This window comes from Aeromonas sp. sif0611 (genome assembly GCF_019218845.1).
GTDB lineage: Bacteria > Pseudomonadota > Gammaproteobacteria > Enterobacterales > Aeromonadaceae > Aeromonas > Aeromonas media.
On record NZ_JAHUWU010000002.1, the window covers coordinates 898,711 to 912,879 of the forward strand.

The 14,169-nt window shown below is 60.6% G+C and carries 14 protein-coding genes; 8 read left to right on the forward strand and 6 right to left on the reverse strand.

The genetic code is table 11. The features are described from left to right. Positions 1-226: 226 nt before the first annotated feature. Complete coding sequence (locus KW824_RS09055) at positions 227-1,132, forward strand: TIGR01777 family oxidoreductase (RefSeq protein WP_218409582.1); 906 nt, start codon at positions 227-229, stop codon at positions 1,130-1,132. A 64-nt stretch (positions 1,133-1,196) separates the two neighbouring features. On the opposite strand, the gene KW824_RS09060 is transcribed toward KW824_RS09055, so the two are convergent. Beyond that, complete coding sequence (locus tag KW824_RS09060) at positions 1,197-3,638, reverse strand: ABC transporter permease (RefSeq protein ID WP_218409583.1); 2,442 nt, start codon at positions 3,636-3,638, stop codon at positions 1,197-1,199. Next, on the reverse strand, positions 3,635-4,345 hold the full coding sequence (locus KW824_RS09065; RefSeq protein ID WP_005325231.1) for an ABC transporter ATP-binding protein: 711 nt from the start codon (positions 4,343-4,345) through the stop codon (positions 3,635-3,637). Before KW824_RS09065 ends, KW824_RS09060 begins: the two co-directional genes overlap by 4 nt. Before the next feature lie 57 nt (positions 4,346-4,402). Between KW824_RS09065 and KW824_RS09070 the strand changes: the two genes are divergently transcribed. Next, a complete protein-coding gene (locus KW824_RS09070) occupies positions 4,403-5,011 on the forward strand; it encodes an arylesterase (protein ID WP_043132956.1) in 609 nt (202 codons plus the stop codon). Between the two features lie 105 nt (positions 5,012-5,116). Here KW824_RS09070 and KW824_RS09075 read toward each other — a convergent pair whose 3' ends face one another. The 3 genes from KW824_RS09075 to KW824_RS09085 form a co-directional block, all read right to left on the reverse strand. Continuing rightward, complete coding sequence (locus KW824_RS09075) at positions 5,117-6,061, reverse strand: chemotaxis protein CheV (RefSeq protein WP_042650193.1); 945 nt, start codon at positions 6,059-6,061, stop codon at positions 5,117-5,119. A gap of 349 nt (positions 6,062-6,410) precedes the next feature. Next, positions 6,411-7,478, reverse strand: a complete 1,068-nt coding sequence (locus KW824_RS09080) for a porin (protein ID WP_041205091.1) — start codon at positions 7,476-7,478, stop codon at positions 6,411-6,413. A 319-nt stretch (positions 7,479-7,797) separates the two neighbouring features. Continuing rightward, positions 7,798-8,208 (reverse strand): CBS domain-containing protein, encoded by a 411-nt coding sequence (locus tag KW824_RS09085; RefSeq protein ID WP_005325920.1) that lies wholly within the window; start codon positions 8,206-8,208, stop codon positions 7,798-7,800. A gap of 152 nt (positions 8,209-8,360) precedes the next feature. On the opposite strand from KW824_RS09085, the gene KW824_RS09090 reads away from it, so the two are divergent. The 3 genes from KW824_RS09090 to KW824_RS09100 are packed head-to-tail and all read left to right on the forward strand — an operon-like array spanning position 8,361 to position 11,573. Beyond that, entirely contained in the window at positions 8,361-10,271 is a 1,911-nt protein-coding gene (locus KW824_RS09090; RefSeq protein ID WP_218409584.1) for an ABC transporter ATP-binding protein, read from the forward strand. Then, on the forward strand, positions 10,264-10,725 hold the full coding sequence (locus KW824_RS09095; protein WP_182787743.1) for a DUF2390 domain-containing protein: 462 nt from the start codon (positions 10,264-10,266) through the stop codon (positions 10,723-10,725). Before KW824_RS09090 ends, KW824_RS09095 begins: the two co-directional genes overlap by 8 nt. Continuing rightward, a complete protein-coding gene (locus KW824_RS09100; protein WP_218409585.1) occupies positions 10,719-11,573 on the forward strand; it encodes a 23S rRNA (adenine(2030)-N(6))-methyltransferase RlmJ in 855 nt (284 codons plus the stop codon). The genes KW824_RS09095 and KW824_RS09100 overlap by 7 nt, the downstream gene beginning before the upstream one ends. An 81-nt stretch (positions 11,574-11,654) precedes the next feature. Here KW824_RS09100 and KW824_RS09105 read toward each other — a convergent pair whose 3' ends face one another. Then, positions 11,655-11,861 carry a hypothetical protein gene (locus tag KW824_RS09105; protein WP_218409586.1) on the reverse strand — a complete coding sequence of 69 codons (207 nt, stop codon included), beginning with the start codon at positions 11,859-11,861 and terminating at the stop codon, positions 11,655-11,657. Positions 11,862-12,042: 181 nt separating this feature from the next. On the opposite strand from KW824_RS09105, the gene KW824_RS09110 reads away from it, so the two are divergent. The 3 genes from KW824_RS09110 (at position 12,043) to KW824_RS09120 (ending at position 14,091) form a co-directional block, all read left to right on the forward strand. After that, a complete protein-coding gene (locus KW824_RS09110) occupies positions 12,043-12,405 on the forward strand; it encodes a DUF2061 domain-containing protein (protein WP_218409587.1) in 363 nt (120 codons plus the stop codon). Positions 12,406-12,977: 572 nt separating this feature from the next. Next, positions 12,978-13,292, forward strand: a complete 315-nt coding sequence (locus tag KW824_RS09115; protein ID WP_218409588.1) for a hypothetical protein — start codon at positions 12,978-12,980, stop codon at positions 13,290-13,292. Between the two features lie 100 nt (positions 13,293-13,392). Next, entirely contained in the window at positions 13,393-14,091 is a 699-nt protein-coding gene (locus KW824_RS09120; protein ID WP_218409589.1) for a hypothetical protein, read from the forward strand. Positions 14,092-14,169: the final 78 nt, after the last annotated feature.

Genomic DNA, 14,169 nt, shown 5'->3' on the forward strand with positions numbered 1-14,169 from the left:
ACGAGTTTACTCGCTGCGGTCCGCTTGGCAAGTAATGGTGATGCGTCCAGATACAAAGCGAATGGCGGCATGGTCGACAAATACCCCCCATCGACGCTTCGTGCCGCCGCCAGCGCAAGGTGCACTAGCCTGCCATCGTGAATTTATAATGCTCATAAAAACAGGATCTTGTCCATCCAGCGCCCAGCCTCTAGAGTAGAGCGAACAGCCGTCAGGGAGGCAGGACATGAAGATACTGATCACGGGAGGCACAGGCTTTATCGGCCGCCGCCTGGTGGCACACCTCAAGGTGGCGCATGACGTGGTGGTGTTGACCCGTCAGGGTAGCCGGGCCTATGAGCTGCTTGGCCATGACGTCACTCTGCTCGACAACCTGGACCGGCTGGACCACCTCAACGACGTGGACATCGTCATCAACCTGGCCGGGGAGCCCATCGCCGCCGGCCGCTGGAGCGAATCCCGCAAGCAGTTGTTGTGCAACAGCCGCTGGCTGCTGACCGAGCAACTGGTCGATCTCATCAAGCTCTCCAGCACGCCACCCAGATTGCTGCTGAACGCCTCCGCCATCGGCTGGTATGGCCGCCAGGGGGATGAGCCTATGGACGAGCGCTGCCACCACCCCCACGACGAGTTCACCCACCGGCTCTGCCAGCGGTGGGAGCAACTGGCCCTGCAGGCCCGCAGCGCCCAGACCCGGGTCTGCATAGTGCGCATCGGCCTGGTGCTCGGCACCGATGGCGGCGCCCTGCCCAGGATGCTCCCCCCCTATCGGCTAGGGCTCGGTGGCCCCATGGGCCCGGGCACCCAGATGATGAGCTGGATCCATGTGCAGGATCTGGTGCGGGCCATGCTGTTCCTGCTCGAGCACGACGAGTGCGAGGGGATCTTCAATGGCACGGCCCCGCAGCCGGTCAGCAATCGCCTGTTCAGCCAGACCCTGGCGAGCACACTCCATCGCCCGCACCTCTTCTTCGTGCCAGCCCAGGTGCTTCGACTGCTGATGGGCGAGGCGGCGGATCTGCTGCTCACCGGCCAGCACGTCCTGCCCGCACGCTTGCAGGAGGCGGGGTTCCACTTCACCTATCCGGCCCTCCCCGAGGCCCTCGGCAACCTGCTGCAAGCCCCGCGCTGAAGCCATTATGAAAAATCCCGACCGAGGTCGGGATTTTTACGACTGGCACCTCGCCAGGGGGCCGTCAGAGCAGCCCCTGCCCCAGGCCTCTTAACCGGTCGCTCAGGGTGCCCGCCAGCAACTGGCGGCGCATGCCCTGACCGGCCAGGGTCACCAGCAGGGCTCCCAGCAGGGGCAAGCAGGCCCAGATGGCCCAGTGGAACTGCCACCGGCCATCGAACCACCACCACTGCAGACCAAAGGAGCAAAGCTCCACCACAGTGGCGGCGCACAGCCCCGCCAGGGCGCCGCTCGCCACCAGCTCCCAGCGCAGCATCTTCTCGAGCAGTTTGCTGCCGGCCCCCAGGGTGCGCATCAGCAGCAGCTCGCGGCGCCGGGCGGCCATGCTGGCCTGGGTCTGGGTCAGCAGCACCAGCAGGGCGGCCACCGTCACCAGCCCCAGCATCAGCCCCAACGCCCGGCTCACCTGACTCGAGACCAGGGTTAGCCGCCCTATCAGATCCTCCACGTCGATGAGGCTCACCGTGGGGTGGCGACGGATGATCTCCACCTCGGCACTGCGTCCCTGTGGCGGCAGGCGATAGCTGCCAAGCCAGGTCTGGGAGAAGGGGGCCAGCACGTCCGGCGAGAAGATCATGTAGAAGTTCGGGCGCATGTTGTCCCACTTGATGGACCTCAGGCTGGTCACCCTGGCCTCGAAGCTGCGCCCCTCTATGGTGAAGCTGAGGGCGTCCCCCAGGGCGATGCCGAGCTGGCCCGCCAGCACCTCGTCGACGGAGACCTCCCCCTTGCCGCCGAGCCACTGGCCCGAGGTGACCTGGTTGTCGGGGGGCAGGGTCGCCGTGGTGGTGAAGTTGAGCTCGCGGTTCACCCCCTCCCGCGCCGCATCCTCACCCACTGCCTGACCGGCGATCCGGGTCAGACGCCCGCGCACCATGGGGTAGAAGTCCGAGGTGATGGCCCCGGCCTTGTGCAGGTCCGCCAGTATGCCGTCGCGCTCCCCGTCAGCCACATTGACCAGGAAGCGGTTGGGGGCATCCGCGGGCAGGCGGGCGGAGAAATCATCCAGCAGATCGACCCGCGCCGCCCACAAGAGCCCGAACAGCATGAGCGCCAGGGCGAAGCCCGCCAGCTGGAACAGGCCGCTGCCGCGCTCGCGGGAGAGGTGGCTGATGGCCAGACGCAGGGCATGGGGTCCCTTGAGCCGACCACCGAGTCGCAGCAGCCCGGAGGCCAGCAGCGCCAGCAGCACCATCAGCAACCCCATGCCTCCGATGAGACCGAGCGCCAGCCTGGCATCGGCGGTAAAGCCCCAGACCAGCGCGAACAGACCGAGCAGGCCAACCGGCACCGTCAGCCAGGGGGGGATGCCCGCCTCCAGCTCCCGGCGCAGCACCCGCAGCGGCGGCACCTTGAGCAGGCGCAGGAAGGGGATGAAGGCCAGCAGCAGGGTGATGAAGAAGGCGACCGCCAGACCCAGGGCGAAGGGACGCCAGGAGGGGGGCGGCAGATCCGCGGGCAGCAGATCCCCCAGCAGTTGCAGCGTCAGCCACTGCATGGCGCTCCCCGCCACCAGGCCGATCAGGGCACCTATCAGGGTCAGGGAGGCGAGGAGCGTCCCCATCAGTTGCCAGAGGGTACGCCGCGACGCGCCGAGCGTCTTGAGCAGCGCCACCATGTTGGTCTGCCGCTCGGCGAAGTGGCGCACCGCTATGCCCATGGCCAGTGCCCCCAGCAACACGCCTGCCAGCGACGCCAGGCGGAAGAAGCGCTCGGCATTGGCCAGGGTCTTGCCGACCTGGGAGCCCTGATCGTCCGGCTTGATCAGCTTCTGCCCGGCCGTCAGCTTGGGCTTGAGCCAGCGCTCATAACGGGCGACCCCCTCCCGGGATCCCTTGATGAGATAACGCCACTGCTGGCGGCTGCCCGGCAAGAGGGCGCCGGTCGCCTCGATATCGGCGCTGTGGATCAGCGCCCTTGGCGCCATCTGGAAGGGGCTGAAGCCCTGATCCGGTTCCTGACCCAGCTCCCCCGCCACCTTCAACCTGGTGTTGCCGACCTCCAGCTCGTCCCCGAGTGTGGCGCCGAGCAACTGCATCACCCGGTCGGAGAGCCAGATCTCGCCGGGCGCAGGGGCACGCTGGGGCATCAGCTCCAGCTTGCCATAGAAGGGGAAATCGCTCGGCACGGCGCGAATGGACGCCAGCTGCAGCCCGTCACCGTGAAACAGCATGCTGTTGAAGCTGACCGTGGTCTGGACGAGGAGCCCCTCCTGCTTCGCCTGGGCGAGCCAGGCCTCGGGCGCCGGGGTGGCGGAGCGCAGCACCCGATCCGCCCCGATGAAGTCGCGGCCCGAGGCCTTGAGCCCCGCATCCAGCCGGTCCGCCACCAGGGCCACACTCAGCACGCAGGCCACGCTCAGGGCCAGCGCCAGCACGAACCAGCGCAGCTCCCCGCTGAAGCCTTCCCGGCGCAGCAACTTGAAACCCAGTCGCCACTGACTCATGACAACTCTCCCACCCTGGCCGCCGCAACGGGCTCCACCTCCAGCCGTCCCGCCGCCATCACCAGTTGCCGCTGGCAGCGCTGGGCCAACTCATGATCATGGGTCACCACCACCAGGGTGGTGTTGTGCTCACGGTTGAGGCGAAACAGCAGCTCGATCACCGTCTCCCCCGTCTTGCTGTCGAGGTTGCCAGTCGGCTCGTCCGCCAGCAGCAGGCTGGGCCGGGTCATGAAGGCCCGGGCGATGGCGACCCGCTGCTGTTCACCCCCGGACAGGCGCGGCGGCAGGTGGTGCAGCCGCTCGGCCAGCCCGACCTGGGTGAGCAGTTCGCGGGCTCGGGGCTCACAGTCGGTCTCGCCGCGCAGCTCGGCTGGCAGCATGACGTTCTCTAGGGCGCTCAGGGTGGGCAGCAGCAGGAAGGACTGGAACACGAACCCCACCTGCTCGGCGCGCAATCTGGCCCGCCCCTCCTCGTCCAGCCGGGTGAGGGATTGACCCAGGATCTCTATCTCGCCGCTGCTCGGCAGATCCAGCCCGGCCAGCAGGCCGAGCAGGGTGGACTTGCCAGAGCCAGAGGCACCGACCAGGGCCAGCGTTTCACCGGTATTGACTTGCAGATCGATCCCTTCAAGGATGGTGAGACTTTCCTGGCCGAGGCGAACGGTTTTGCCGAGCCCCCTGACGGTGATAATGGGCGTTGAACTCATGATGCGTTTCCTGTTTGCCTTTACCTGTAATGACCATAGATCTTGGGAGTTGAATGCATGATACGTGTCTTGTTCGTCTTGAGTTGCCTGTGTGGCTGGATCTCATCAGCTCAGGCGCAAACCCTGCTGGTACTCGGGGACAGCCTGAGTGCCGGCTACCAGATGCCGGCCGAACAGAGCTGGCCTGCCCTGCTCAATGAAAAATGGCAGCAGCAGGGTGGCGAGCACAAGCTCATCAACGCCAGCATCAGTGGTGAAACCACCCAGGGAGGGCTGGCCCGCCTGCCCGCCCTGCTCGAGGAGCACAAGCCTGACTGGGTGCTGATCGAGCTCGGCGGCAACGATGGCCTGCGCGGCTTTGCCCCCGCCATCACCCGGGCCAACCTCACCAAGATGGTGGCGCTGGCCAAGGCCAGCCAGACGAAGACGGTGCTGACCCAGATCCAGTTGCCGCGCAACTATGGCGCTCGCTACCTGCAGCAGTTCGAGCAAATCTTCCCGGAGCTGGCGCAAGCCAATGGCCTGCCGCTGATGCCCTTCTTTCTCGATGATATTGTGCTGCGCCCTGAACTCATGATGAACGATGGGATCCACCCCACGGCGGCGGCGCAGCCCCAGATCCGCGATCGGGTCGCGAACTTTATCGAACCCCTGCTGACCCAGTGATCTCATGGGCCGAGCATTGGCAGCCTGTGTAGCAAAACAGAGCACCCGCCTTGGCGGGTGCTCTGTTATCAGGCTGGCTTAAGGCGCTAGGCCTTTGAGTCGGGTTCAAGCCCCCAGGATCTGGCGCATGCGCTCCTGGGTAACCCCGACCAGCAAATCAGGCTGGAACTTGGAGATGAAGCGATCGCATCCCACCTTCTTGACCATGGCCTCGTTGAAGTTGCCGCTCAGGGAGGTGTTGAGGGTGATGAAGAGATCGGCCATGCGCGGATCGCTGCGCACCTCGTGGGTCAGACGGTAACCATCCATCTCCGGCATCTCGGCGTCCGTTATCATCAGCATGATCTCGTCGGTCACCTTCTTGCCCGCATCACACCACCCCTTGAGCAGCTTGAGCGCCTGCAAGCCATCCTGACACTCGATCACCTCGAGCCCGAGCTGGGCGAGCGTCTCGCGCACCTGATTGCGGGCCGTGCTGGAGTCATCGACGATGAGCACCCGGCGCCCCTGCATCTGGGGCAGGATCTCCTTGTCCAGCACCTCCGCCGAGATGCGGATGTCATAGGTGATGATCTCCGCCAGCACCTTCTCCACATCGATGATTTCGACGATCTGATCGACCCCGCCCTCCGGGACACGGGTGATGGCGGTGAGGTAGTTGGCGCGGCCCGCCGAACGGGGGGGCGGCAGTATGTCCTTCCAGGTCATGTTGACGATGTGGGCCACCTGCCCCACCAGGAACCCCTGAATGGTGCGGTTGTATTCGGTGATGATGAGGTTGGATTCGTTGTCGACCGCCATGGGGCGCATGCCGATGGCACCGCGCAGGTTGATGACGGGAATGGAGACGCCACGGATGTTCGCCACGCCGCTGATGTTGTGATGGGAGCCCGGCATCTTGTTGAGATGGGGCAGCTTCACCACCTCACGCACCTTGAAGACGTTGATCGCAAAGAGCTGCTGGGTACCCAGCCGGAACATCAACAACTCCAGGCGATTCTCCCCCACCAGCTGGGTACGTTGATCCACTGAATCCAATATGCTCGCCATATAAAGCCCTTACGTCCGTTTCCCGAGTGCCGCCCCGCGATGGGGCGCCAGCATGCCAACCAGACCCGCATTCTCCCGGCAGGAGCAACGCAAGTCTCTATAGAAATAATGAAAAGGGTCGAGAAAAGATAGGAACTTGGCCACGGGACGTGATCCTCGCCCCATAGCCCAGTGACAGTCGTCCTTCATCGCCACCGACCCGACACAGAGAGTTATCGACCAGCAGGGGACAATGCTGAACCCGGGATTGGCCTGACGCCCGATAACACGCCCACCTGATGTGGCGCCCATAAAAAAACCGGCCGCGATGCGGCCGGTCCAAAAATACAGTAGGCAGTCAGGGAATGACTTAGAAGTGGTACTGCATGGCCACGCCAACGACGTCGTCGGTGTTCTGGCCGAACTTGTTGTACCCGTCAGTGCCGTCGCTGCTCAGCAGGTTGGCCTTGTAATCAACGTAGACATCGAAGTTGTCGTTGATGTTGTACCAGGCACCGATGGACACGTACTCGGTCAGGGTATCGTCAATGTTCTGGTCGGCGTCTTTCACGTCCAGACGGTTGTACGCCAGGGACGGCTTCCACTGGCCCCAGGTGTACTGAACTACGGCTTCGTAACCGTTGCTCTCGCTAACGTAACCGTTGTTGCCGGCATTGTTAACGTAGACATGGTCTTCGCCATAGGCATAGGTCGCGGCAGCATACAGGTTGTTGGCGTTGTACTTGATACCAACGGCAGTCAGCTTCGCGTCCTGAGCGCCGAAGTTGGCCTTTTCAACCTGATCGGTGGTCTTGCCGGCCTGGTTATAGGCCAGACCCAGGCTGATGCCCATGTCGAAGTTGTAGTTGGCAGACAGGGCGTAACCTTCTGCAGAACCCTTGGTCCAGCTGGTAGCGCTCTCGTTCTGCGCTTCGTTCTCGCCGGTGAACTGGGCACCCAGCACCAGACCGTCGAAGGTGTAGATGTACTGGGCCAGGCCGTTGGTGCGACCGGTACCGAACACTTCGGTACCCTTGCCCAGGCCATCTCCGCCCCACTCCGGCAGAACGTCGGTGTAGTCGTTAACGGCCTTGGCAATCAGACCATCCTGACGACCGTAGCTGAAGGCACCGAAACGATCGTTCTTGATGCCAACGTAGGCATAACGCAGCTCAGTGTCGGAGCTGTTGGTCGGTACGTTGTACTCGACGAAGCCGTTGGCGACGGTTTCTTCGTTGATGCGGGTCTCACCACCGATGCGCAGACGCAGGTAGCTCTGATCGCCACTCTCGTCGTCGTTGTCGCTACCGTAGTACATGCCTTGAACACGGCCACCGATGTCAAGCTTGGTACCATCCTGGTTGTAAACGGTAGAAGCTTGTGCACCACCGGCCAGCAGCAGGCTGGAGATGGCCATCGTCAATGCTGTCTTTTTCATTGTTCGTTCCTCTGAGGTGTAAACCAGACCTGTGCTCGGTCGTTGTCATTTTGAATCGGGTTCATTTCCGATGACCTAGGGTAGATCTGCGAACCTTGATGGGAACTGAAGCTGGGGTCGATTAATTAGAAAAACACGATGCAATCCAGTCATTGCGACACCAAGTGTCACAAAGGCCGATTAATTTGGAATTTTAAACCATGGAAGACATGAAATAAGAACAATAAAAACGCCCTATATCGATATAGCAGACACTTGTATCGAGTGGTGTTCAATAAGGGCCCGGTGGGGTGGGCTCCATGCGCCCCCCAAAAAAGTCTCAGGTCGGTTGCCAGCCCCGCATGACGCGCAGCAGGTCTTTCCAGCTGACGATGCCCACCAGGGCGCCGTTTTCCAGCACCGGCAGGCAGGATACATGCTGCTCCAGCATGATGCTGGCTGCCTCCTGCAAGGAACGTTCCGGAGAGATGGTGATGGGCTCGCGACTCATGATCTGGTGGGCGCGTCGGTTGAGGGTCTCGGTGTCGCGGTTCATCTCGGCATCCGTGTCGAGATAGGGGCTGATGGCGCGCAGCAGATCCCGGTCCGAGATGACCCCCACCAGCACCTCCTCTTCCACCACCAGCAGGTGGCGAAAGTGAGCCTGCTCGAAGATCGCCTTGATGACATTGAGCCTGTCATCCATGGAAACGGTCGCAACCCGGGTCGTCATGATCTCTTTAATCAACATGGAAGCCTCCAGCCCCCTGACAGATGTCTCTGTTATGGCACGTTTTTCTTGCCGCAGCCAGCCATGCCCTCCAGCCTCAAGTGCAAATCCGAGTCATTTCACGTAAGATCCGCGCCAGTTTCTCCCCTTCATTGAGCCAAGCAGATCCATCCATGATAGTTGCCAGTCAAATCGAACTGATCCGCGGCGGCCGCACGCTGCTGGACAACGCGTCCGCCACCATACATCCCGGCCACAAGGTGGGCCTGGTGGGCAAGAACGGCTGTGGCAAGTCCACCTTCTTTGCGCTGGTGCGGGGCGAGCTGGCCATCGACAACGGCAGCTTCAGTCTGCCCGCCGGCTGGCAGATTGCCGGCGTGGCTCAGGAGACCCCGGCGCTGGACTGCTCCGCACTGGAGTACGTGGTCGATGGCGACAAGGAGTTCCGCGCCCTCGAAGCCCAGCTGGCCCAGGCCGAGCTGGATGACAACGGCATCCTGGTGGCCGAGCTGCACGGCAGGCTCGACACCATAGGCGCCTACAGCATCCGCGCCCGCGCCGCCGAGCTGCTGCACGGCCTGGGCTTTGGGGGCGATCAGCTCGACTCGCCGGTGCGTAGCTTCTCCGGTGGCTGGCGCATGCGCCTGAACCTGGCCCAGGCCCTGCTCTGCCGCTCCGATCTGCTGCTGCTCGATGAACCGACCAACCACCTGGATTTGGATGCTGTCATCTGGCTGGAGAAGTGGCTCAAGGGCTATCAGGGCACGCTGGTGCTTATTTCTCACGACCGCGACTTCCTCGATTCGGTCATCAACCGCATCATCCACATCGAGAACGGCAAGCTCAACGAATACACCGGCGGCTACTCCGACTTCGAGCTGCAGCGCGCCGAGCAGCTGGCCCAGCAGCAATCCATGTACGAGAAGCAGCAGCGTGAGATGTCCCACATGCAGGCCTATGTGGACCGTTTCCGCTACAAGGCCTCCAAGGCCCGTCAAGCCCAGAGCCGGCTGAAAGCCATGGAGCGGATGGAGAAGATACTGCCCGCCCACGCCGACTCCGAGTTCAGCTTCGAGTTTCGCGAGCCCTCGGCCCTGCCGACCCCGCTCATCGCCATGGAGAACCTGTGCGCCGGTTACGGTGACAAGGTGATCCTGGAGAAGATAAAGATGAACCTAGTGCCGGGCTCACGCATCGGCCTGCTGGGGCGCAACGGCGCAGGCAAGTCCACCTTCATCAAGATGCTGTCGGGCTCCAATGCGCCGCTGTCGGGCAAGCTGGAGGTGAGCGCCGGGGTCAGCATCGGCTACTTCGCCCAGCATCAGCTCGAAACCCTGCGCCTGGACGACACCCCCCTCGATCACCTGGCCCGCCTCGCGCCGGACAAGTCCGAGCAGGAGCTGCGCAACTACCTCGGCAGCTTCGGCTTCCACGGTGACAAGGCGCTCGACAAGGTGGCCCCCTTCTCCGGTGGTGAAAAGGCGCGGCTGGTGCTGGCGCTGATCACCTGGCAAAAGCCAAACCTGCTGCTGCTGGATGAACCGACCAACCACCTGGATCTGGAGATGCGCCACGCCCTGACCATGGCGCTGCAAGGCTTCGAGGGAGCCATGGTGGTGGTCTCGCACGACCGTCACCTGCTGCGCACCACCACGGATGACTTCTATCTGGTGCACGGTGGCCGGGTCGAGCCGTTCGACGGCGATCTGGATGACTACCACAAATGGCTCGGTGAGCAGGAGAAAGAGGCCAACGCCAAGCAGGTGGATGGCCCCGTCTCCGCCAACTCGGCGGTGGCACGCAAGGATCAGAAACGGCTCGAGGCCCAGTTCCGCCAGCAGACCCGGCCACTGCGCCAGAAGCTGGAGAAGCTCGAGGCCAGCATGGAGAAGCTGCAGGGCAAGCTTGGCGACATCGAGAGCCAGCTGGCCGATCCCGCCATCTACGAAGAGAGCGCTAAAACCAGGCTCTCCGAGCTGCTCAAGTCCCAGGGCCCCCTCAAGGAGCAGCTGGAAGAGGTGGAGCTGGAGTGGATGAGCCTATCTGAGGAGCTGGAAACCATGGAGCAGGCCTTCTTTGCGTGACGAACGGCTGATGGCCAGCGAGCGGGTCGCCGTGCACGAGCTGCCGACGCCGCTCGGCTTCTGGCACTGGAGCGGCAAGGTCTATGGCGAGCGCAGCCAGGACTGGCTCGACGTGCAGAGCCAGGGGGGCAACGTCAACCTGGCGCTCCTGCTGCACCATCTGGACTTGCTCGGCATCCCGGTCGACCTCACCGACCTGCAACCAGCTCTGGTCCAGACCGAGGCCGTGCTGCTCCCCTGGCGCACCCTGCGCCAGCAAGCCAAGTCACGGCTGGCCGAGGAAGAGTACCAGGCCATGCTGGCCCACGAGCTGGAGCTGGAGCGGCTGCAACAGGGGGTCCTGCTGCAGACCCTGCGCGGCCTCTCCCTGTTTCGTGGCAAGAGCCACAACCTGTTGAACTATCTATCGTTACTGGGTGCCCAGCAGGGCCCCCTCAGAGACCTAATATGCTGAGCTACCGCCACGCCTTTCACGCCGGCAACCATGCCGACGTGCTGAAACACACCGTCCAGGCCCTGATCATCGAGTCCCTCAAGAAGAAGGAGAAGCCCTTCATCGTGCTGGACACCCATGCCGGCGGCGGTCTCTACGATCTGCGCGGCGACTGGTCCCAGAAGAAGGCGGAGTACGCCGACGGCATCGGCCGCCTGTGGGACGAGCGCGCCCAGTGGTCCGCCATGGCCCCCTATCTGGGCGTCATCGAAGAGATGAACAGCGATGGTCAGCTGCACTACTACCCGGGCTCGCCGGAGCTGTCGCGCCGTCTCGCCCGCGATCAGGACAAGCTGGCGCTGATGGAGCTGCACAACAACGAGGTGGAGGATCTTCGCGCCAACATGGGCTATGACCCCCGCGTCGCCGTCCACCATCGGGACGGCTTCGAGGGGCTGGTGGCCCTGCTGCCGCCCACCCCGCGCCGCGGCCTGGTGCTCATCGACCCTCCCTATGAGTTGAAAGAAGACTACTTCGCCGTGGTCGATACCCTTAAAAAAGCACAGAAGCGCTGGGCTACCGGCATCTACGCCCTCTGGTATCCCATCCTCGGCCAGGAGGCGGACAAGTCCCGCGACATGCTCAAAGCGATCAAGCGGGAGAACTTCGGCAACGTCCTGGTGGCGGAGCTCGAAGTGGCCGGCCAGACCAGCGACTGGGGCATGAACGGCTCAGGCATGCTGATCGTCAGCCCCCCCTGGATGCTGGACGAGCAGATCGAAGCCTTCCTCAAACCCCTGTGCGCCAAACTGGCCCAGGGCGCCGGTGCCCAGTACAGGGTGGAGTGGCTCAACAAGGCAGCAGACTGAACCCCTTACCGACCGCAAACATGATAAAGCCCCGAAAGGGGCTTTTCTCTGTCTGCCGTTGCCGGGATGACGCCGCTCGCCTCAGGCCCTGACGGGCATATCCCGCCAGAGCGCCAGAATGAGCAGCGCCAGCAGGGCGAAGGGTGGTACCAGGCAGAGCAGCACGCACAGGACGGTGACAAGCACGGGGTGACGGCTCTTGCGCCGGGCTAGTCGCCAGGCCACGACGCCGACAAGGATCATCAGCAGCAGGATAAACAGCCCAAACAGGGTGGAGTTGATGGTCATGAAAGCTCCTTTTTCATGGCAAAAGGCACACTCTAGCGCCGCCGTGGCCCCAGGCAACTCCCCAATCTGGTGGTTTCTCCCCCGGTTGATAGGCATTTTCTATTTCGCCGATAGATGAGAATAGTTTTCATTTGATGAAGTTCTGGGTGATACTGCCTTCATCGCCAGAGGAGACACCATCATGAAAAAGACCATCAGCTTCGCCGTTCTGCACTTCAGTGTCGCCTTCACCGTGGCTTATCTGCTGACCGGCGAACTGCTCACCGCCAGCCTGATCGCCCTGATCGAGCCCGCTGTCAACACGGTCGCCTTCTACTTCCACGACCTTGGCTGGCACAAGCTCAAGCCCGACCACACCCTGCAGGCCAAGACCAGCAGCTTCGCCCTGGTCCACTTCTCGGTGGCCTTCGGCGTCGCCTACCTGTTGAGCGGCGAGCTGCTCACCGGCGGCGTGATGGCGCTGATCGAACCTGCCATCAACACCGTCGTCTTCTTCTTCCACGAGCGGCTGTGGCGCGCCCGCCAGCAACTGGCGCTGGCATAAGGGAGGGCGACCAGCCCTTCCTCTTCACGAGCGGCCATAGTAGCCGCCAAACCCTGGTGCTGACCTAAAGGAGGCCGGCAAAACTGGCTCCATGAGCCCAATGTGGGGGCATAACCCCCTCTCACAGACCAGCGACGCCGGCACTCCCCTTGCCATAGCGACTCATTCTTTGATCCCGCCCGAAAATCCATCACCCTGCCCTTCCCCTCGGCGCCACCCCCGCTAACATACCCGAATGGCAATATATGCCTCGTTGGAGTCACCCATGAGTCACGCCATCCCCCAAGCGCAGCCAAATAGCAGCACACTGGAAGCTGAAATCCAGTGCGGTAGCCATGCCAGTGTTTGCCATGCCTACGTCACACTGCTTTTCTATACAGTCGTAATGGTTGTGTAAAAAGAAGAGGGAAAACGAATACAGTCCGTTTCAGATGTTGGCAGATAAGTCATTGATTCAAAATATTATTTATAACACCATGAATCAAGATGAAGAGGAGTTAGATAGAAGGCGGTATTAATGTGTGAGTATCGCTTTCTATCTAATCACTGTTAGGGTCTAAGGAGTTTACCCAATGTCTACCCAATTCCTTTTTAACTCCAGAGGCGAGTGGATCGCCTTTCGTATTGAGCGGTTTGTATACAGCAAAGAAGCTAAGTGGATAGGTTGGCTTCCATGGGATGATTATGATGTTGTTACAGAAAAAGGCGAATACCTTGGAACCATCCATGATGGTGACCGGCTTTACAAAATAAGCTGTCATCCCTACCGAGGGTATCCAGGCTACCCCGGATATCCTGGTTACCCCGGTTATCCGGGCTATCCAGGTTTTGCTGGATATTCTCCACTCCCGTTTGGCACCACAGATGTCAACATTCCCTCCAAATAATATTTCCACCCTAACTTGTGGTTCAAATCGTTCGCTTCGCTTTCTGGGACGGGCTAAAGTCAGCCCCTTAACCAAACGTTAGCTGTACAAGGAGGTTTCATTGGCAGATTACATAAACAAGAATATTCTAAGCCAAGCTTATATTCATATTGAATCAGAAGTTGCTAAAAATGAGCAGCAACTTGAAGAATTCAAGCAACTGATCACTGAGTTTGCTAGAAGTCGTGTGGATTTCTTTTTATCTCCAGATGCACCTATAGAAGTCGATTTTGAAGAAGGCTCCCTAATAGCCAGAATTACGATTTTAGGCACTATAGGACTATTATTTCAAGGTATTGCTAATTACAAGGACTTTAGAGAAGGGATTCAACTAATTTATAGTGATGCTAAACGCGTTACAGATTATATAATATCAGAAGGTGTTTTTTCCGCAGGTTCAAGGCAACAAAATGTCATTAGACTTGAAGCACGAATAGGTATTATTGGTTCGATTCAGAAGGTGACTAATCAACTTGAAGGAATTAAATCAGGTGCAAACGGCAGAAAGTTAGCAACTGACCTTGTTGAAAAACTAATAGAGTCAAATAAAGAAATAGAGAAGCTGATATCAAACTTGGCTGCTGAATCTGATGTAGAGCTTGTAAAGAAAGGTTTTTTGGAAATAGTCGATGAAATGCCAGAAGAACCTCAACCACCGAAGAACAAAATTAATGAAGTAGCTGCGGCAAATTCATATAGAAATCAAAAGAAAAAGCTTAGAATTAGGCTAATAAGTCCAGCAAACAAGCCAATACAGTAACGGGACTGCTAACAGCTTGCTCAGGTCCGCTTCGTTACACATTTTAGTAAGCTATTATCAGCCCCTGATTGAGGCGTT